The sequence below is a fragment of the Virgibacillus sp. W0181 genome (assembly GCF_051846915.1).
Taxonomy (GTDB): Bacteria; Bacillota; Bacilli; order Bacillales; family Amphibacillaceae; genus JBPYCR01.
The window spans coordinates 37319-57209 of the sequence record NZ_JBPYCR010000010.1; the positions used below are offsets into that span (position 1 = coordinate 37319).

18 protein-coding genes and 1 pseudogene are annotated in these 19891 nt (G+C 36.8%); 3 read left to right on the forward strand and 16 right to left on the reverse strand.

Going from position 1 to position 19891, the window contains the following annotated elements; genetic code table 11:
• Positions 1-61 precede the first annotated feature (61 nt).
• Positions 62-2134: a sigma 54-interacting transcriptional regulator gene (locus ACLIBG_RS06295; RefSeq protein ID WP_439311907.1), complete on the reverse strand. Its 2073-nt coding sequence runs from the start codon at positions 2132-2134 to the stop codon at positions 62-64.
• A 173-nt stretch (positions 2135-2307) separates the two neighbouring features.
• Here ACLIBG_RS06295 and ACLIBG_RS06300 point away from each other — a divergent pair, with 173 nt between their 5' ends.
• Together ACLIBG_RS06300 and ACLIBG_RS06305 are read left to right on the forward strand one after the other, a co-directional pair.
• A complete protein-coding gene (locus tag ACLIBG_RS06300; RefSeq protein WP_439311908.1) occupies positions 2308-2556 on the forward strand; it encodes a DUF2627 domain-containing protein in 249 nt (82 codons plus the stop codon).
• Positions 2557-2783: 227 nt separating this feature from the next.
• On the forward strand, positions 2784-4154 hold the full coding sequence (locus ACLIBG_RS06305) for an aspartate kinase (RefSeq protein WP_439311909.1): 1371 nt from the start codon (positions 2784-2786) through the stop codon (positions 4152-4154).
• A gap of 65 nt (positions 4155-4219) precedes the next feature.
• Here the strand turns inward: ACLIBG_RS06305 and spo0A are convergent, their stop codons facing one another.
• Positions 4220-5002, reverse strand: coding sequence for a sporulation transcription factor Spo0A (gene spo0A / locus ACLIBG_RS06310; protein ID WP_439311910.1), 783 nt, complete (start codon positions 5000-5002; stop codon positions 4220-4222).
• Positions 5003-5271: 269 nt separating this feature from the next.
• Here spo0A and ACLIBG_RS06315 point away from each other — a divergent pair.
• A pseudogene (locus ACLIBG_RS06315) lies at positions 5272-6667 on the forward strand (ISLre2 family transposase).
• Between the two features lie 175 nt (positions 6668-6842).
• On the opposite strand, the gene spoIVB reads toward ACLIBG_RS06315, so the two are convergent.
• The 14 genes from spoIVB to ACLIBG_RS06385 form a co-directional block, all read right to left on the reverse strand.
• Entirely contained in the window at positions 6843-8123 is a 1281-nt protein-coding gene (gene spoIVB, locus ACLIBG_RS06320) for a SpoIVB peptidase (RefSeq protein ID WP_439311911.1), read from the reverse strand.
• A 136-nt stretch (positions 8124-8259) separates the two neighbouring features.
• The gene (gene recN / locus ACLIBG_RS06325) at positions 8260-9993 is read right to left on the reverse strand and encodes a DNA repair protein RecN (protein WP_439311912.1); all 1734 of its coding nucleotides are present in this window, start codon (positions 9991-9993) and stop codon (positions 8260-8262) included.
• Positions 9994-10028: 35 nt separating this feature from the next.
• Complete coding sequence (ahrC, locus tag ACLIBG_RS06330) at positions 10029-10478, reverse strand: transcriptional regulator AhrC/ArgR (protein WP_439311913.1); 450 nt, start codon at positions 10476-10478, stop codon at positions 10029-10031.
• A 75-nt stretch (positions 10479-10553) separates the two neighbouring features.
• Complete coding sequence (locus ACLIBG_RS06335; RefSeq protein WP_439311967.1) at positions 10554-11381, reverse strand: TlyA family RNA methyltransferase; 828 nt, start codon at positions 11379-11381, stop codon at positions 10554-10556.
• A 25-nt stretch (positions 11382-11406) separates the two neighbouring features.
• Positions 11407-11982 (reverse strand): hypothetical protein, encoded by a 576-nt coding sequence (locus ACLIBG_RS06340; RefSeq protein ID WP_439311914.1) that lies wholly within the window; start codon positions 11980-11982, stop codon positions 11407-11409.
• Between the two features lie 733 nt (positions 11983-12715).
• Positions 12716-13600, reverse strand: coding sequence for a polyprenyl synthetase family protein (locus tag ACLIBG_RS06345; RefSeq protein WP_439311915.1), 885 nt, complete (start codon positions 13598-13600; stop codon positions 12716-12718).
• Between the two features lie 3 nt (positions 13601-13603).
• A complete protein-coding gene (gene xseB / locus ACLIBG_RS06350; RefSeq protein WP_439311916.1) occupies positions 13604-13837 on the reverse strand; it encodes an exodeoxyribonuclease VII small subunit in 234 nt (77 codons plus the stop codon).
• Positions 13827-15176: an exodeoxyribonuclease VII large subunit gene (gene xseA, locus ACLIBG_RS06355; protein WP_439311917.1), complete on the reverse strand. Its 1350-nt coding sequence runs from the start codon at positions 15174-15176 to the stop codon at positions 13827-13829. Before xseA ends, xseB begins: the two co-directional genes overlap by 11 nt.
• 3 nt (positions 15177-15179) lie before the next feature.
• On the reverse strand, positions 15180-16028 hold the full coding sequence (folD, locus tag ACLIBG_RS06360) for a bifunctional methylenetetrahydrofolate dehydrogenase/methenyltetrahydrofolate cyclohydrolase FolD (protein ID WP_439311918.1): 849 nt from the start codon (positions 16026-16028) through the stop codon (positions 15180-15182).
• 14 nt (positions 16029-16042) lie between these two features.
• Positions 16043-16420: a transcription antitermination factor NusB gene (gene nusB / locus ACLIBG_RS06365; protein ID WP_439311919.1), complete on the reverse strand. Its 378-nt coding sequence runs from the start codon at positions 16418-16420 to the stop codon at positions 16043-16045.
• Between the two features lie 233 nt (positions 16421-16653).
• Positions 16654-17052, reverse strand: coding sequence for an Asp23/Gls24 family envelope stress response protein (locus tag ACLIBG_RS06370; RefSeq protein WP_439311920.1), 399 nt, complete (start codon positions 17050-17052; stop codon positions 16654-16656).
• A gap of 70 nt (positions 17053-17122) precedes the next feature.
• Positions 17123-18481, reverse strand: a complete 1359-nt coding sequence (gene accC / locus ACLIBG_RS06375; RefSeq protein WP_439311921.1) for an acetyl-CoA carboxylase biotin carboxylase subunit — start codon at positions 18479-18481, stop codon at positions 17123-17125.
• A 12-nt stretch (positions 18482-18493) separates the two neighbouring features.
• A complete protein-coding gene (gene accB / locus ACLIBG_RS06380; RefSeq protein ID WP_439311922.1) occupies positions 18494-18997 on the reverse strand; it encodes an acetyl-CoA carboxylase biotin carboxyl carrier protein in 504 nt (167 codons plus the stop codon).
• A 333-nt stretch (positions 18998-19330) separates the two neighbouring features.
• Positions 19331-19882, reverse strand: coding sequence for a SpoIIIAH-like family protein (locus ACLIBG_RS06385; RefSeq protein ID WP_439311923.1), 552 nt, complete (start codon positions 19880-19882; stop codon positions 19331-19333).
• Positions 19883-19891 lie beyond the last annotated feature (9 nt).

Sequence of the window (19891 nt, forward strand, 5' to 3'; positions counted from 1 at the left end):
CGTCAGGATTCTTTCAGTGGCAGACCGTTAATCAGCATGCAAAAATGTTCAATTGCGCAAGTTATTGCGTGCTATTTTTTTCAATATTATGTTTGTTAAATTTATAGTATAGATTTCGGATCGATACATTGAGTTGTTTTGCAGTTTGTGTTTTGTTAAAATTATTCTTTTTGTACACTTCATATATAAATTCTTTTTCATAAAAATCAATTGCTTCCTGTAGGCTTAAATCTGCAACTGATTCCGCATCCGGGATACGCTTTGATTGATCTGTTTTTACATTATCGTTTAACTTGGGAAGATGGTGTTCTTCAATTATTTCTTCATTCATATCCATATAAATCATCGCCCGCCCAATGACATTTTCTAATTCCCGTATATTTCCCGGCCAATGATAGTTTTGTAAGTGAAGAAGGGCAGCATGTGAGATGCTTTGTATATTTCTTCCATAATCCCGGTTTATCTTTTCGATAATATGCTCTGTCAATTGAGCTAAATCCGAAATTCGCTCTCTTAAGGAAGGGATTGTAACAGGAAGCCTATTTATTCGATAATATAAATCTTCCCGAAATGTTCCATTCATAATCGCTTTTTCTAAGTTCACATTGGTCGCTGCGATTATGCGGACATCCAATGTAATCGGGACTGTTCCACCTACACGTAAAATTTCGTTTTCCTGTAACACACGAAGTAATTTCGATTGCATGGACAATGATAATTCACCAATTTCATCAAGAAAAATACTCCCATTATTCGCTTCTTCAAACAATCCTTTTTTACCGCCTGTTTTAGCTCCAGTAAATGCTCCTTCTTCATATCCGAATAATTCACTCTCCAAAATCGACTCTGCTATCGCTGCACAGTTCACACGAATAAATTTGTGATGCTTACGATTACTCTCATTATGGATTGCGTGAGCAAAAAGTTCCTTTCCTGTACCCGATTCACCTCGCAGTAGGACAATAGCGGGTGTTTTCGCACCAACTTTTGCTTGTTCGATTGCAAGGTTTATTTCAGGTGAAGTACCAATTATATCATCCAATGTATATCTCGCTTCCAAATTTCGAATAATTTGCCGCGCTCTTTCTAATTCTTTTGTTAACGATTGAATTTCAGAAACATCGTGAATAACACCGACACTACCTTTAATCTTTCCGTTAACAATTACAGGAGCAACATTTACAAGTACCTCTTTCTTTTTTGGCCCTACCTTCAGTTTAACTCCGCGTACAGGTCTTCTTGTTTGCAGAACTTTTAAATGCATACTTTCACCTTCGGAAATGTCTGCAGTTGCCGGTTTTCCTATTACATCTTTTTCGAGCAAACCTGTAATTCTCGTATAAGCAGGATTAATCATAATCCCCTTCCCATTTTCATCTACGACACTTATTGCTTCGTCTGATGAATAAATGATTGCTTCGAGCATCATTTTAATCTCTTTTAAATCGGTATTCTCTTCTGCCAAATTGACTACTTCTGTAATATCTTTAAAAATTGCGAAAGCCCCAAGTAAATGATCATTTCCGTTGATTATTGGAACTCTCGTCGCTATAACTTTTTTATCATTTTTTAACTGAAGCATTTGATTTACTTCTTTACGCCGACTTTTCAATACTTGAGGCAAGCGCGAGTTATAAATCACCTCGGTAATATCTTTGCCGATCGCACCACTTTCTATAAAGCCTGTGATTTCTTCTGCGCGCTTATTAATAAATGTAATAATACCTTGTTCATTTGTAACAATCATGCCATCTCGAATATTGTTTAATATTAAATCACGGTTAATTTTTTGAAGTTCTAGCTGTTCTTCCACAGATTTCTTTTTAATATGTAAGTCATAAAAGCTATCTGTTAGAACAGCCGGTATGACGTGCGTATGTTTACTTTTATTCGCCATTAATGCTTTAATAGTTGACTCATTTCCAGTTGATTCAATGATCACATCGATATCTTTAGTTATCCATTTTTTCCAATCACTGTCCACAGGGATATTTTTATTTAGAGCAAATGCAATACCTGGTGCATGTAGTTCAGAATCTATTACAGCTTTTATTTTTACACGTTTTGATTTAATTAGAAACTCCATAAGGGCAGTACTTTTATTACCGGCACCTATAAATATAATATGTTTCATTTTTATCACCCTGCAATAAATTGCGTTCACTTTTTGTTTATCATACGTTAAATTGCAAAGTTTAGCAATAATCGTCTTCTATTGGTTACTTGAATCATTTGTTTTTTCTTTGTTCCTGAATTTGCTATAATAAGGAACGTACATACTACCTGTAAAAGGAGAAAGCTAATTATATGGCGCGTATTATTGCAGTTATTATACTTTTCATTCCTGGCGTAATTGGAGCCTACGGTATAAAATTAATGCGGGATTCATTATTCGGGGAATTATATACTATTTTTTTTCATTTGGGGTTACAATTTTTCATTGGATTTCTGTTGTTTGCAATTGGACTAAGTTTCATTGGCGGATTTATCTTACATCGAGACAAGAAAAAGCAATTATATAAAAAAAGAAATAACAACAATACAAAGGATGGATAATACCATCTTTTTTATTTTTAATAAAGCCACTCATGATGTGCGTGCCGTGTTATCGTTTATTTACTAATTCTCCATGGTTATATGCTATTCGGCATTCTTACAACATATATAAAAAAAGTACACGATATTAGTCAATTTGTTTATAAAACCACTAACTATTTTAGCCATTATGTGGTATGATTTATTTTAAAAGTAAATTGTCAAATCAATTGGAGGATTTAAAAATTATGAAAGTCGCAAAGTTTGGAGGCAGCTCCGTTGCAAGTGCAACACAATTAAAAAAGGTTGGAGCAATTATCAAAGATGATCCAGAACGGAAAATTATTATCGTATCAGCTCCTGGGAAAAGAAATTCCGAGGATGTAAAAGTAACGGATATGTTAATTCAAGTTGCTGAAGCTGCATTACAAAATACAGATAATATGAGTGCGTATATTGATCCGGTAATGGATCGTTTTACTGAAATAGTGAAAGGCCTAAATATATCAGAAAAACTTCTTGATGATATAAAAAAATCTCTTGAACAAATTATAGCAAATGATCTACCTGAACAAGAAAAGTTAGACAATATTAAAGCAATTGGTGAAGATAGTTCAGCTAAATTTTTAAGTGAATATTTACGGATTCAGGGATTGGATGCCCAATATGTTAATCCAAAAGAAGCTGGCATTATCGTAAAAGATGATCCAGCTGGAGCACAAATTCTTCCGGAAAGTTTTTCGAAATTATATACTCTACGCGAGAAAAGCGGTATTCTAGTTATTCCGGGTTTTTTTGGATACACAAAAAATGGTCATTTGGCCACTTTTTCCAGAGGCGGTTCAGATATAACAGGCTCTATTGTAGCTGCTGGTGTAAAAGCATCTTTATATGAGAATTTTACGGATGTTGATTCTGTTTATACGGTTAATCCAACATTCGTTGACAACCCAAAAGAGATACAAACGTTAACTTATCGTGAAATGCGAGAACTCTCCTACTCCGGCTTTTCTGTTTTCCATGATGAAGCTTTAGTTCCAGCTTTTAATGAAGGAATTCCGGTTTGTATAAAAAATACAAATAACCCGGGTGCACGGGGAACGATGGTCGTTTCCGAAAAAACACCAAGTTATAATTGTGTCGTTGGAATTGCCAGTGATACAGGATTTACGAGCATTTACATTAGTAAATATTTAATGAACCGTGAGCTTGGCTTTGGTCGAAAGCTATTTCAGATTATGGAAGATGAAAATGTATCCTTTGAACATGCACCTTCTGGAATAGATGATATGACTGTTATAATTCGTGATACACAGCTGACCGAAGAAAAAAAGGAAATTATTTTAGAACGAATTAAAACGGAGCTTAAGGCGGATACGGTTTCCATTCACAATGACTTAGCGATGATCGCGATTGTGGGAGAAGGGATGAAGGAAACAATCGGTCTTGCACAAAAGGCTACAACTGCTTTAGGTGAAGCTTTAGTAAATATAGAAATGATAAACCAAGGTTCATCGGAAGTTTCCATGATGTTCGCAATAAAAGCAGAAGGTTTAAAAAGAGCGATCCAGTCATTATATGACGCATTTTTTGTTGATGAAAAAGGCAACTTTATCTAAATTAGTTTTTAATTTAACTAAAACAGTTACTGAATTATGCTCATAATTCAGTAACTGTTTTTAAATTAGCCAACTTTATACTCCAATCTCAATCTATCAGCAACCATTGCGATAAATTCACTGTTTGTTGGTTTCGCCTTTGAAATACTTACGGTATACCCAAATAAATCGGATATGGAATCAATATTTCCACGGCTCCAAGCGACTTCTATTGCATGCCTTATTGCTCGTTCTACTCTCGAAGCCGTCGTATTGAATTTTTTAGCTACTTCCGGATAAAGTATTTTCGTAATGGAACCCAACAATTCTATATCATTATAAACCATTGTAATTGCTTCGCGTAAGTACATATATCCTTTTATATGTGCAGGTACACCTATTTCATGGATAATACTTGTAATATTGGCTTCCAAATCTTTCTTGCTTTTTTGTTTATTACTTGCTCTTATATTCGTGCGGGCAGCAGGGGCCGTTGTGCCGTGTACTTGCCTTACTTGATCAGCGAGATTATCCAAATCGAATGGTTTTAAAATAAAATAGGATGCTCCTGTATCAACGGCTTTTTTCATAACTTCTTCCTGTCCAAATGCTGTTAACATAATTACACTTGGATAACTGTCTCTTTCCGAATCACGTAATGAATTTAAAACCGCTAAGCCATCCATATGTGGCATAATAATATCTAATATTAATACGTCCGGTTCTAACTCCTCAAGCATATGTAAGCAATCTTTACCATTAAATGCTGTTCCGATTACTTCAATATCTTTCTGTTCTTCAAAATAATCTTCCATCATCTGTACAAGTTCTTTGTTATCGTCAACTAAACAAACTGAAATTTTGTCCACTATTCTGTTCCCCTCCTAATGAATTGGTACCATTTACCTGTATAACTATTCGACATGATTTAATTATGTCCTCTTTCAAAATAGTAAAAATTTATTTTTTCTTTAATTAGCTTGTTTATTCTGTTTTTTTCTAACATTTATTACATATTACGATATGTGTAAAATTTTTCTCGGGAGCATTTTGATAATATTTCCTAGAAAAAATAGAGAAGGTACTCTACCATAAATGTAAGCTACCACGCAAATACATTTAGAAAGAGGCCTTCTCTATGGAACAAATTGTATCAAAAATTTATGAATTAATAAAGGAAACCAACAATTTAATTGCGTTTGAAGAGCAACTACGTTTGTTTATGTACGATACGTTCGCTTCCCTTGTTGGGGAGGCGTTTAGCCAGATCAACAGAGTCATTAAGGAAGATAAGCAGTCGGAGCAATGGACGATAGAAAGAGAGGATTCTAAAACGATCCAATTCACGTTTGGCTCGGTTAGGTTTAAGCGGACACTTATGCATGATGGGAACGGTAATCCGCATTATCCGTTGGATGAATGGCTGGGGTTCAGGAAGTATCAACGCAAAAGCCCGCTGGTTGAAGTGAAAGTGGCCGAACTGGCCAGTAAGAGTGACTATCGTGAGACGGCACGTATATTAAAAGAATGGACAGCCGTTGATATTAGCCATACTGCCGTTGGCAGTATTGTCCGGCGTGTCGGCGAAGCTCAAGCAGAAGCGGACAAAAAGGCCGTGGAGGACTTGGAAGAAGCAGCTTCTTTGCCGGAAGGGAAACAGGTGGACGTTTTATACGCTGAAGCTGATGGTGTTTATGTCCGTGGGACCACGAAGAAAAAGCATTTGGAAGTCTGCCATGGAATTACTTACGAAGGCTGGAACAAGAACGGATCACGCGTATCTTTACGTGATCAAAGAGTCGTTATGACGACGCAGCCGACGGATGAGTTTTGGAAAGAGGTCCAGGCACTGACAGCCAACGATTATTCACTGGAACATACGCAATTGATTACGAATAGTGATGGGGGCGCAGGATATACGCCTGATAAGTTCCAAGCGGCTTTTTCTCAGTCGAACTATCCGGTATGGAATCAATTGGACGATTACCATGTAAAACAAGCGATAAACCGGACGTTGGGATGGAAGGACAGCGAATACAAACAGCACATCAAAAAAGCGCTAAAAGAGCATAATAAAAGCTATTTCACATTATGGTTAGATACGTACGAGAGTACGTTAGAAGACGAAAAAAAGATAAAACGCACGAAAGAATTTCGCACGTATATTTTAAACCACTGGGATCGCATATTTGATTGGCGCGAAAAGATAGAAAATCCTCCTAAGGATGCAAGGGGTTTGGGCGCGATGGAGTCCAATCAACGACGTATATCCTATCGCATGAAAAAAAGAGGTATGCATTGGAGTGCTAAGGGTGCAGAGGCGATGGTAAAAGTAAAACAAGGGATGTTGAATGGAACGTTACGAGACGTGTATTTAGCGTCACAGCAAAGGAGTAAGAGAAAGCAGCGTAATCCGTATGGCAGAATTTCTACGCCAGCCAACGCGGGCATCAATTGGCGCGAAACAGGGATCAATCAGTCTATATACAGCTCATTCATCAGCAATAGGACGGTTGTTGAAGAGTTTACAATAAAATCCTGGGGCAGCAAGCGATAGCGCGGTAGCCGAAAAAGCGTACAAAAATAGAGTGCCGGAAATATTGGTGCAAAAGGACGACCGAGAAAAACTTGACACATACCATAATACGACGAAGTTTGATTTATATAAAAAAACTTGTTAAGATAATTTAGATCTTAACAAGTTTTCTCCTAGCTTGCTTCTGTTTCATTTTTGTAAATATTAATACCTGCTGCTTCCAGCATCCATTCAATATGCACCCCATAACCTGATGTTGGATCGTTTACAAATACATGGGTAACTGCTCCAATAACTTTGCCATCTTGTATAATTGGACTTCCACTCATTCCTTGCACGATTCCTCCTGTTTTTTTCAGCAATTCAGGATCAGTAACTTTTATAACCATACCTTTTGTAGCTGGCGTTTTTTGTGAGACACTGCTAACAATTTCAACATCAAATTCTTCTACTTTTTCCCCCTCTATAACCGTTAATATTTTTCCAGGGCCTTCCTTCACATCAGCGGATAATGCAATGGGCATCGGTTTATCGTACATCCCATTTTTTATTGATTCATTCAGTTTACCAAAAATTCCAAATGGACTATTTTTAGTAATTGACCCGATTTTATTTCGATCAATTGAAAATTGTGCTTGTTTTTCACCGGGAATACCGTTATTCCCCTTTTCGATAGAGGTTACGTTTGACTTTACGATAGTACCTTCATGAATATCAATTGGTTTTTTTGTATCCATGTCCGATATTACATGCCCTAGTGCTCCATATTTTTTGGTTTTAGGATCGTAAAAAGAAACTGTTCCAATCCCTGCTGCTGAGTCTCTAATATATAATCCAAGCTGGTATTGGCTTTCTTTTTTATCCATTATTGGTTTTATTGTTGCATTAACCATTTTGGAATCTCTTTTGATTTTTAAATCCATCGACTCATTTTCTTTTCCCGCTTTTTCCACATACGGCCTTACCTCTTCCATACTTTCAATTTGATGTCCGTTTATTTCCAAAATTACATCACCAACACGAATTTCCGCATCTTCACCTGGTGACAAGGGTCCGTTTTTTCCGTTAACTAAATGATGACCGACAACAAGGACACCCTTCGTATGCAGTTGGACACCGACAGATTGTCCACCAGGAATAACTTTTATATCATCAAGTATGGACACGTTGACTTTTTTTATCGGAAGACCGGATACTTCATAAAAAAGTTCTCCAGTTCCTGGTTCGCTCGTATAAAATGATGAATCAATAGCTTGTATGCTTCCATTTTGCGAAGCAACCTGCACATTGTCTAACTTAGGAACTTCCAAGGGAGACTGATTGTGAAAAGTAACAACATCTTTTGGAATGGAAAGATACTCGTTTATTGGGGTTGTAAAAGGAACTGCAAACAGAATAGCAAGGAGCAGAACACCAATTAACCTTCTTATTATTTCATACTTCAATCCGCTCACTCTCCTCGTTCCTAACCCATACCATTATTTTTTTCTGTATAACTAATTTGACCTAATAAGCGGATTTTTAAACTGGTGAATAATAAGAAAAGCTGTGTAACATTTCCTTTTATATAAAATAAAAGTAAAAACCGTTCTATTTATCGGCTTTTACTTTTTGTTTCGATTTAAATTTCTTCGCTGAAAGCAGCATTTCCTGCGCGTGTTCCGCAGCAGCTTCGGTAATTTCTCTACCAGTAATCATTCTGCTTAATTCTTCTGCTTTTTCATTTATTGTTAACTCTTTTACAACTGTAGACGTACGACTTTCCGATTCCTTTTTTTCAATTAATTGGTGTGTGTCGGCCATTGAAGCTACTTGAGGCAAGTGGGTAATACATAAAACTTGAGAAGTAAGTGATGTTTCATATATTTTTTCCGCTATAGCCTGCGCAACTCGACCGCTTACACCTGTATCGACTTCATCGAAAATGACGCTTGTTACACCTTGATGTCTCGCAAATATCCCTTTCAAAGCAAGCATAATTCTTGAAAGTTCTCCACCCGAGGCAACTTTGTTTAATTCTTTCAATGGTTCCCCGGAATTTGTTGAAATCATAAATTGAATGATATCGTAACCATTATGATTTAAGTCATTTTCATTTAAATTTTCAGTCGGTTTGTCATGAAATTTTATCGAGAATAACGTGTTTTCCAAATAAAGGTGCTTTAATTCATTGTGAATATCCAATTCTAATGCATGTGCTGCTTTTTTACGAAGGTTATGCAATTGTGCTGCTTTTTTCACGGCTTTATTAACTAATTTATCGATTTCTTTTATAAGATTTGTTAAATGAAAATCTTTATTCTTTATTTGTTCTATTTCTTTATTTACTTTGAGTCGATATTCCAAAATTTCGTTCACGGAAGAGCCGTACTTTCTTTTTAGTCGATTTATTTCATCAAGCCTTTCTTCGATGGCATCCAACTGGGCTGTATCAAATTGCAGCGAATCTTTAAAGTCACGAAGGTCAGCACTTAATTCTTCAATAAGAAAATAGTGATCGGTTAACTTATCCGCTTTCTCTGCAATAAATGGATCAAATGACCGATTCTCTTCCAAAGCGATTTTAGCTTTATTTAGCCATTCAAGTCCCTTTCGATCGCCATATAATGCATTATAGGCGTCTTGAACACCAAGAAAAATTTTTTCAAAATTAACTAAATACGCCCGTTCTTTTTCCAAGTTCACATCTTCATCTTCATGTAATTCAGCCTGTTCAAGTTCATTTGCCTGGAATTGAAGCAAATCAAGACGTTGTGTTATTTCTTGTTCATTTTCACTTAATCGTTTATATTCTTTTTTTACGGCTTGGAGCTCATCGTATAATGTGGTATATTCTTCTTTTACGTGTTGAATCGACTCTTGCGCATATAAATCAAGTAAATGGATATATTTAGAACGATCCATTAACGTTTGCGTTTCGTGCTGACCATGAATATCAATTAATGTACTTCCTAATTTCTTTAAAATTGTTAAAGTCACTAATTTACCATTCACACGGCAGATACTTTTTCCGGAATCTGTAATTATGCGGTGGATGACAAGCATCCCATCTTCCATTTCCAGGCCATATTCATGCATCAGGGCATATATCGGATGATTTGAATTCGATTCATCTAATATAAATAAACCTTGAATTTCAGCCTGTTTTGTACCGTGTCTTACATAATGAACAGACCCTCGTTCTCCTGCCAATAATCCCACTGCATCGATAATAATCGATTTACCTGCCCCGGTTTCACCTGTCAGTACGGTGAGCCCATTTTGAAAAGTTATCGATATTCGATCAATAATCGCAAAGTCTTTAATCGACAGTTCGGTTAACACGATTAAGATTCACCTCATTCATTAGCTTAAGTTAATTACAGCATATCTAAAAAACGTTCTTGAATTAATTCCGCGTCAGCTTCCGTTCGGCAAATGATAAGGCAAGTATCATCGCCACATATCGTACCCATTATTTCATTCCAGTCCAGATTATCAATTAAAACTCCGATTGCATGTGCATTTCCAGGTAAAGTTCTTAACACGATAAAAAGACTTGTATAATCAATTTTTACGAACGCATCCATAATTAATCTTTTCAATTTTTCTAACGGATTGAAGCGTTGATCCGCGGGTAAACTGTATTTATAGTTTCCATTTATCGAAGGAACTTTAACTAGGTGAAGTTCTTTTATATCTCTAGAAATGGTCGCTTGGGTAACGTTATATCCGAGCGTTTTTAATTGATCAACCAATTCATCCTGTGTTTCTATATCATTTTCCGTAATTAATTCCCGAATTTTTATATGGCGTTTAATTTTACTCATAACGTACCTCCCAAATTGGCAAACGGAACAGTAAAAAAGATATTCTGTAAAGGCTGCAGCATCCACCTGGCTGCATTATTTCTTCTTCAAAGCCTCGTGTGCTTCTTGAACGACTTGGCTTATTTTATCATGTGACATACCACCATTGCTTTTAACATCTTTCTTCCATCCGAGATGGGCGAGGAACTCAATATTCCCATCTCCACCCGTTATCGGTGAATGAGTCAGTCCTAGCAGTTCAAACTGATGTTCTTCCGCAAATGTTACGATTTTGTTTAATACATCTTCATGCACGCTTTTATCACGAACAACACCTTTTTTTCCTACGAATTCTCTTTTCGTCTCAAACTGTGGTTTAATTAGTGCAATGACATCACTGTTTTTTGCTAAGAGTAGTTTTAAAACAGGCAGAATCAACGTTAATGATATAAATGAAACATCGATTGTTGCAAGATCCGGTTCTCCGTGTTTTAACATATCTTCTGTCACATACCGGAAGTTCGTGCGCTCCATTACAATAACTCGCTTGTCACTTCTTAACTTCCAATCGAGCTGGTTGTAGCCAACATCAATAGCATAGCTAAGCTTTACGCCATTTTGAAGAGCACAATCTGTGAATCCGCCTGTTGAAGAACCGATATCAATCATTACTTTATCTTTTACGTGAAGTGTAAAATAATGTAATGCTTTTTCCAGTTTTAAGCCACCCCGACCGACATAAGGAAGCAATTTACCTTTGACGGTCAATGGTATATCTTCTTTTACTTTCATTCCGGGCTTGTCCAGTAAATGGTTACTTGAATAAACTTGCCCTGCCATAATGACACGTTTTGCCTTTTCTCTTGTTTCAATTAAATTCCTTTTTACTAATAATACATCCAGACGCTCTTTCTTCATTTTAATTATCCTCTTTTAGTAAAATACATCATTATTTTGTTTTAGGCAGTATACGTATTTTAAAGTTTTTCTCAATAAATGCAATAATTTTACCCGTATAAATAATTATATTGGTGGAAGAGTGTATGGCAAAATACTTCCCTATCGCCTTTCCTCCAACAGTCAGTGCAGCAATAAAGCTTGTCAGCAATACGGAAAGTGTTATTTGAGTCGTGCTCCCGCCATCGCTGATCAAAAAAGCTACTTGCAAGACAACAATCGTTAATGCGCTTCCACTAACAATTCCTGATATATCACCAATAACATCATTACAAAAGCTTGCAAATTTATCGGCATTCTTTATAATAATTACCGCTTCTCTTGCACCGGTAATTTTCTCTGATGCCATCGCATGAAAAGGCGCTTCTTTTGCAGCTGTCGAGGCAATACCGAGCATATCAAAAATAATTCCAGTAAAAACGATTAGAAGTACAATGATAAAACCAATGTACCAAGCCACTTGCTCCAGAAGTGCAGATGACACGATTGAAAAAAAAGCCGCTAACACAAAAGTGATAACGGCTATGGTCAAACTGAATTTTAGAGATCTTTTTATTCGAGGGTGCATAATAAACCTCAACTTCTATTATTATGTAAGTGAAGGGATGGCTGTTTAAAAAGTTAAAACTGCGGCTTAGGTCCAGCAGGTTTTCCCAGATAGCCACCTCGTGTTGCCACGAAGGCGGTTCCCCTTTAAGGCTATCTTGGCTTTGTCACCAAAAGCCAGACTGGATTACCACTTAGTCCACACTATAATCCTTTTTAAACATCCATCGGAACAGTCTAGGAGATTTCCTCAGCAGTCTTTTGTCATTCTCTAGCCTCTTTTGCAGTAGTGATTTCATAGAGATAAAAAGAACAATCCAGTGGCCACCTGAAATTGATCATTTGCAAGCTCTACTCCTCTCACATACCACTCAAGGCAGGCTACGCTGTGCATAAGAGTCCCTTCCCTTATGCTACAGGTTCATACCCCATTCCATACTGCAACTAGGCTTAGTTGCGAATACAGAGATGGGCCTCCGCGGTAATTGGGTCTACGCCCACATGCCTTTGTGGATCGCCCAAAAACCTTAACTCCCAGCACTGACCCAAGGCTGGGCGCCTCAAGCCAGCACAAGGAACTTCATCGATATGCCCTTTGGCAGATTTTTAGGCCCGCCTTCAAGAATGGAGGACTGACTAGAATACTGCACCATCCCTTTTGTATTCTTATTATACCATAAATCATTCATTTATTCTATACATACAATGCCGACTGATGGAGGTATACAAATAAAAATATTGTTAAAACAATTAGCCTATTGTTCGCGTTCACTAAAATGGTTAGTAAGCATATGTAAAGTAGAATTAGCTGCTTTTGCTTTATTTAATTCATCAAGCGCATTATTTACATAGACCTGTTTTTTTTCAATAGCTCCATCCATTCCTAGTAGATTAGGATATGTGCTTTTTTGATTTTGGGCGTCACTTCCTACTGGTTTTCCCAATTTAGATTCGTCCCCGGTTACATCAAGTATATCATCTTGTACTTGGAAGATAAGTCCTAAATAATAGGCGAAGTTGTTTAAATGTTTTAACTGTGTTTCATCAGCATTGCCTAAATAGGCACCGGCCATGATGGCAAAGGTTAATAACTTTCCGGTTTTTAACGTATGAATGTGCTCTAATTCATGTAATGAAATGTTTCTATCTTCTGATTTCATATCAAGTAATTGGCCAGCTACCATTCCTTTTGGACCACTTGCTGCAGCTAGCATATTCGTTAAATAAACTTTTTCTTTGTTAGCTAAAAGCGGATCACCGCTTATTACTTCGAAGCTATACGTCAATAGTGCATCTCCAGCTAAAATAGCTGTTGCTTCGTCAAACGCCTTATGATTGGTCGGTTTTCCGCGCCGAAAATTATCATCATCCATCGCTGGTAAATCATCATGAATTAACGAATATGTATGGACCATTTCCAATGCGATTGCAGCCGATAGTGCTTTGTTAGCATTTTTTTCATATGCTTCATAACTTGCCAATAAAAGAACTGGCCTTAATCTTTTTCCACCTGCTTGAACGGAATAAACCATGGACTCTTTCAAACGTTGCGGAATATCTAATTTTTCTAGATAATGATTTAATTCCTCTGCTATTATTTTCTTTTTATGGCTTATATAGGAACTCAATTTATCCTGCACGTCTTAGTCTTCCCCCTGTATTTCAAACGATTCTGTATCACCATGTTCATTCATTATCTCCGTCATCTTACTTTGAACATTTGATAATTTTTCATTACAAAGTTTGGAAAGCTCCATACCCTGCTGGTATAAGGAAATTGATTTTTCAAGTGGTACATCCCCTTCCTCCAATTGCTTTACAATTTCCTCTAATTTATTCATCGCATCTTCAAACGATAATTCCTGTTCAGTAGTCATTATTCTCCTCCCTTATATTCGTAATATGACAATTCAGTTCACCATCTAGCATTTTTATTGTAAGTTGTTCATTTTCATGCACTTCTGAAACAGATTTGATAATAATTTGATTTTCATTATAAGGAATGGCAAAACCGCGCCTCATAATTTCAAGTGGATTTAATATAATTAGTTTTTCGATAACATTTTGGTTCTGATTTTGTTTGTGGTTTAGAAGTTGTCTCATAGATGTATTATTTTTTTTCACCAACTGTTTTAAATGGAGTGCGGCTTCAGTTATTTGCTTTTCTGGATGTCTGAGCGAAAGACGCTCATGTACGTTAGCAAAATTTCGTCTGTGGAATTGGAGTTTATGTTCGACATTTACTTCTAATCTTTCTGCTGCTTTATCCAGTTGCTGTTCTTTTTGTAAGGTTAATTGCATTGGAAAACGAAAAGCATATGATTGTTTTAGCCGGTTTAAATGTTTTTGATGTGTAGCTACAAGTGATTGAAGCATACGGCTCATCGTCTGTTTGTTTTTGTTTATTCTTTCCTTCAAGTCTTCCTGCGATGGGACGGCGATTTCAGCGGCCCCCGTTGGTGTAGATGCACGGACGTCTGCAGCAAAATCACTAATGGTTATGTCTGTTTCATGTCCTACAGCTGAAATAATTGGTATTGTAGAATGGTAAATAGCTTTGGCAACAGCTTCCTCGTTAAACGCCCATAAATCCTCAATGGAACCCCCGCCACGCCCGACAATAAGCAAATCAAATGTATTTAGGCGGTTCGCTAATTGAATGGCCCGTTCTATCATTGGTGCGGCTTGTGTGCCTTGGACAGAAACAGGGATGATCGTTGTTTTGACGACTGGAAATCTTCGTTGTAACGTAATTATAATATCCCGTATTGCAGCACCAGTTGGAGAGGTGATTATACCGATATGTTTTGGAAAAAAAGGAATTTGTTGTCTTTCCTTGTCAAAATAGCCTTCTTTTGTTAATTTTTCTTTCAGCTGTTCAAAAGCGAGATACAAGGAGCCTATTCCATCCGGTTCCATATGTTTTATATAAAGCTGATATTGACCATACGGCTCAAACACACTGATGTTACCAGTAATTAACACTTCCATTCCGTTTTCAGGCATGAATTTTAATCGGCGGTTATTCCCAGCGAACATTACTGCTTGAATGCGGGAATGATTATCCTTTATCGTTAAGTACATATGCCCTCGGCTATGGTGTTTAAAGTTTGAGATTTCCCCTTTTAACATAATGCCTTGTAAATGTGCGTCTGTATCCATTTTTCGTTTAATGTATTTGGTAAGCGCGTTTACTGTTAAGTAGTTGTCTCGCACAGTCTATTCCAATCCTTTTGCAGCTTTAATTGTGTTTTTTAGTAACATCGTAATTGTCATTGGTCCTACTCCTTTAGGAACAGGTGTAATGTATGCTGCTTTTTTACCAACATCTTCAAAATCGACATCTCCAGTTAAAGATCCATCTTCCAATCGGTTCACACCAACATCAATGACAATCGCATCTTCTTTTACAGCATCTGCATGAATGACATGAGGTTTTCCCACGGCAACAATTAATATGTCTGCCATTTTTGTGTATGATTTTAAATTGACGGTTCTGGAATGACAGTGAGTAACTGTTACATGCTCGTTCAGTAGTAATTGTCCGACCGGTTTTCCAACAATGTTACTGCGACCGATAATTACAGCATGCTTACCCTCTAATTCAATATTTGTTGATTTCAACATTGTTATAATTCCGTATGGGGTACAAGGTAGGAATGTATCTTCCCCAATCATCATCCGGCCAATATTTACGGGATGAAAACCATCTACATCTTTCCGTGGATTGATCGTTTCTATAATAACTTGTTCGTCAATATGGTCAGGGAGCGGTAACTGAACTAAAATGCCATGTACCTTTTGATCTTCATTTAAGGTATTCACTACTTGTACAAGTTCATCCTCTGTCGTTTCCTTTGGCAATTCAATAACCTCTGAAGAAATCCCCACTTCAGCCGATGCCTTTTTCTTACCTTTGACATAGGATTTTGAAGCTGGATCTTCTCCAACAAGTACTACAGTTAAATGTGGTGTTAATCCTTTTTTCGCTAATTCAGATACTTCCAGTTTCATATTTGTTCTTAGCTTTTGTGCCAAGTCTTTACCGCTGATGATTTCTGCATACATCTGCTACGCCCCTTTTACGCAATGATTTTTGATAAAACACCATTTACAAATTTACCCGACTTGTCCTCTCCATATAAATTGGCCAATTCAACAGCTTCATTTATAGAAACACCGAACGGGATATCTTCTTCATAGTTTATTTCATATGTTGCAATCCGCAATACTGTTTTTTCCACGGATGCCAATCGGTCAAAGGCCCAATTTTCAAGGTGTTTGGCAATGATTTGATCGATATCCAATTTATGTTTTATTACACCTGCTACCAAGACCTTTGTATATGAATAATTGTTTATATCTTCGATTAGGTCAAGGTCCATTGTTAAAATTTCATTATTTATATCAAGCTGAAACAACGTTTGAAAAGCTGTTTCTCTCGCTTTCGATCGACTCATCCTGTATGCTCCTTCTGTCTTTTCTTTCTCTACAAGTCCGTATTCAAAAAGGAGGATAAATTTCACGGAAGCTTAAACCGATTTTTTTCCTGGACTTTTTGAATAACCTCTACAAATAATATCATGATTAAGTATGCAATGCTAGAATGAAATCATACATTTCAAGCTCGTAAGATCGTTTGCTGTAAAAACAAACAAGGCCAGAGGATAAGCTATCCTGTGACCTTGAGTTATTATTCGTTTAACGGCTCGTTGTTTACAGTTGGATCCATTTGGATTCCGACGACATGTATGTTTATTTCTGCTATTTCTAGTGCGGTCATGCTCTTTAATGATTGTCTGATTGTTGATTGTAACTTTTGTGCAACCTCCGGAATTGTTACCCCATAATTTAGTACGACATAAAGGTCGATGATAATTCCATTGTTGGTTAGATCAACTTTTACACCTTTACTATGTGTTTTCTTACCAAACCGTTCCACTACACCTGTAGCGAAATTGCCACGCATCGAAGATACTCCATCTACTTCCGATGCCGCAATTCCAGTAATCACCTCAATAACCTCAGGAGCAATTTCAACCTTACCTAAATCAGGGTTGTTGCTAACATTTAACAATGGTTGTTCACTCATACTTTCACTCCTACTTTATATAATAAATATAATTCCAATATTCCATTTAAAAGTACTGAGTGTTTTCCTTTTAATCTTCTTTCTCTACAATCGGATGGTATTCCAAAAACTTAGTATTAAAGTCCCCTTTTATAAACACATCATGTTCCATAACGGATTGATGGAACGGTATTGTGGTATGAACACCTTCGATTATGAACTCTTCAAGCGAACGTTTCATACGTTTTATTGCTTCTTCCCTTGTAGGGCCATACGTTATTAACTTTGCAATCATGGAGTCGTAAAAAGGTAAAATTGAATAGCCCGGGTACACAGAGGAATCAACTCGGACACCGAAACCTCCAGGCGGTAAGTACATATCGATTTTTCCTGCAGAAGGCATGAAATTTTTAAATGGATTTTCTGCATTTATTCTACACTCGATGGAGAAACCATCAAACGTTATCTCTTCCTGGCTGATCGATAACCTCTCATTGTTAGCGATCTTTATTTGTTCTTTGATTAAATCAATACCAGTCACCATTTCTGTAACAGGGTGTTCTACTTGTATCCTAGTATTCATTTCCATAAAATAAAACGCATTATTGGAGCGGTCAAAAATATATTCTATCGTCCCTGCACCTGAGTAATTAACAGCTCTGGCCGCCTGTACGGAAGCTGCACCCATTTTTTTTCTGATTTCTTCTGTGATTGCCGGTGATGGAGTTTCTTCAATAAGCTTTTGCAGTCTTCGTTGAATCGTACAATCTCTTTCGCCTAAATGAATAACATTGCCATGATTATCAGCTAAGATTTGAATTTCCACGTGTCTGAAATCCTCAATGTTTTTTTCCAAATATACGCCAGGATTACCAAATGCTGTCTCTGCTTCTTTGCGTGTAATTCGAAATCCTTTTACAAGTTCTTCTTCATTATATGCAACCCTTATGCCTTTACCACCACCGCCGGCTGTCGCTTTTATAATAACCGGATAACCAATCGTATTTGCAACGTTAATTGCAGCTTCTTCATTTTCAAGAATGCCATCTGAACCTGGAACAATAGGTACACCGGCTTCTTTCATTGTTTTTCTTGCAACATCTTTTATTCCCATTTTTTGAATAGCTTCTGGAGTTGGACCAACAAAGGTTATATTGCATTCTTTACAAATCTCTGCAAAGTCTGCGTTTTCAGCCAAAAAACCATACCCGGGATGAATGGCGTCTGCTCCCGAAGAAGTAGCTACACTCATAATATTGGTTACATTTAAATAGCTATCTTTGCTTGAGGTTGGACCAATGCAAAACGCTTCATCCGCCAACTGTACATGCAAGGCATCTTTATCAGCTTCGGAGTATACGGCAATTGTTTCAATATCCATCTCTTTGCATGCACGTATAATTCTTACCGCAATTTCTCCTCTGTTGGCAATTAAAAGTTTATTAATCATGCGAACGACACCTCAATTATTTTTCACTCGGAATAACGGCTGACCATATTCAACCAATTCACCGTCTTCAACCATAATCTCTACAATTTCACCAGTTGTTTCTGCTTCAATTTCATTAAATAATTTCATTGCTTCAACAATACAAACAATGGTGCTGTCTTCCACTTTACTATTAAGTTTTACATAAGGATCACTTTCTGGAGATGGTTTAGAGTAAAATGTCCCTACCATTGGAGAAACTATTTCGATATCATAATGCACATTATTTTCAGTAGCTTTTGTTGTGTCAACTTCTTTACGATTCGCTTCTGGAGCTTCTACCTGTTTGTTTTCTGATTGCATTGTTACTTGAGGTGGAGTGTTCTGTTCCGTTATTTTTTCCGGCACAGGAATTCCTACAGTACTCCCTGATTTTTTCATCGAAATTTTTGCACCGTTCGTTTCATACGAAAATTCATTGATTGACGACTGGTCAACCATTTTAATAATATCTTGAATTTCTTGTACATTTAACATGTTTATTTGCACCTCTTCACTAATTAACATTTGATGTTATATTAACATAACTCTTTTAAATTGACTAAACGTTACTTGAAAAATATGCAGGCTTTTTTATTATATCAACCTTTATGCATCAAAGCGAGAACTTTTTAAACATTTGACGGCGTTTAAAATCCAGAACGGAAAAAAATAAAGTTCCGATGGAATGGAATCCTCCCCGGAACTTGAATCGTTCATATAATGATTTTCTTAATGCTGCTTTTTGTAATTCTTTTTCTGAACTCCATTTAATTTTAAGACAGAATGCTATAAAACGGTACTTTTTTCTAAGTGATGTAACTATTTGTGCTAACTTCCAGTTGGTTGGAAATTAACATCTACAGTTACTTGACCAAATTCATCTCTCACCATCTGCATAATATAATTTGCTTCCTGCTTGGACAGTTCATTTACTTTTACATGCACATGAACCTTTCCGTCGTCTTGGCGTACTAACACATCTTCATATTGATCTTTGGCAGCTAGAATCGATTCTTGCAAAATTGTTTCTTTTGTCGTCAATTGATCTAATTTATCAATTTCATTTAATGCTTCATTTATCTCTGTAGCCGATGCTGAGCTTGAAGCAACAACTTCTTTTAATCGATCTTTTTTCATGCTTCTTTCATCTTGTAGTTCCATTCGTATTGTTGCGAACAGTTCGTCGTGTCCGACGTTGTTAATACTGTCTACTTCTGCACCATCATCATTCCCCGGATCAGTGGAACTTGCTTCCTCTGACTCATTTTCCCCCCGGTCAATATAAGCCAAATCTTCTTTATCCGACATCATGTAGTAAACACTAAGCACAATCATTAAACTAAGCATAGTAAGCAGCCAAACGGTTTGTTTTTTTAACATATATATTCC

Coding starts and splice junctions, on each gene's coding strand:
- ACLIBG_RS06370 (WP_439311920.1), bottom strand. CDS start 17,052: ATGAGTGAACAACCATTGTTAAATGTTAGCAACAACCCTGATTTAGGT.
- xseB (WP_439311916.1), bottom strand. CDS start 13,837: ATGACTACTGAACAGGAATTATCGTTTGAAGATGCGATGAATAAATTA.
- ACLIBG_RS06300 (WP_439311908.1), top strand. CDS start 2,308: ATGGCGCGTATTATTGCAGTTATTATACTTTTCATTCCTGGCGTAATT.
- accC (WP_439311921.1), bottom strand. CDS start 18,481: ATGATTAATAAACTTTTAATTGCCAACAGAGGAGAAATTGCGGTAAGA.
- ACLIBG_RS06340 (WP_439311914.1), bottom strand. CDS start 11,982: ATGCACCCTCGAATAAAAAGATCTCTAAAATTCAGTTTGACCATAGCC.
- ACLIBG_RS06385 (WP_439311923.1), bottom strand. CDS start 19,882: ATGTTAAAAAAACAAACCGTTTGGCTGCTTACTATGCTTAGTTTAATG.
- accB (WP_439311922.1), bottom strand. CDS start 18,997: ATGTTAAATGTACAAGAAATTCAAGATATTATTAAAATGGTTGACCAG.
- ACLIBG_RS06295 (WP_439311907.1), bottom strand. CDS start 2,134: ATGAAACATATTATATTTATAGGTGCCGGTAATAAAAGTACTGCCCTT.
- nusB (WP_439311919.1), bottom strand. CDS start 16,420: ATGAGTCGATCGAAAGCGAGAGAAACAGCTTTTCAAACGTTGTTTCAG.
- ACLIBG_RS06305 (WP_439311909.1), top strand. CDS start 2,784: ATGAAAGTCGCAAAGTTTGGAGGCAGCTCCGTTGCAAGTGCAACACAA.
- ahrC (WP_439311913.1), bottom strand. CDS start 10,478: ATGAGTAAAATTAAACGCCATATAAAAATTCGGGAATTAATTACGGAA.
- folD (WP_439311918.1), bottom strand. CDS start 16,028: ATGTATGCAGAAATCATCAGCGGTAAAGACTTGGCACAAAAGCTAAGA.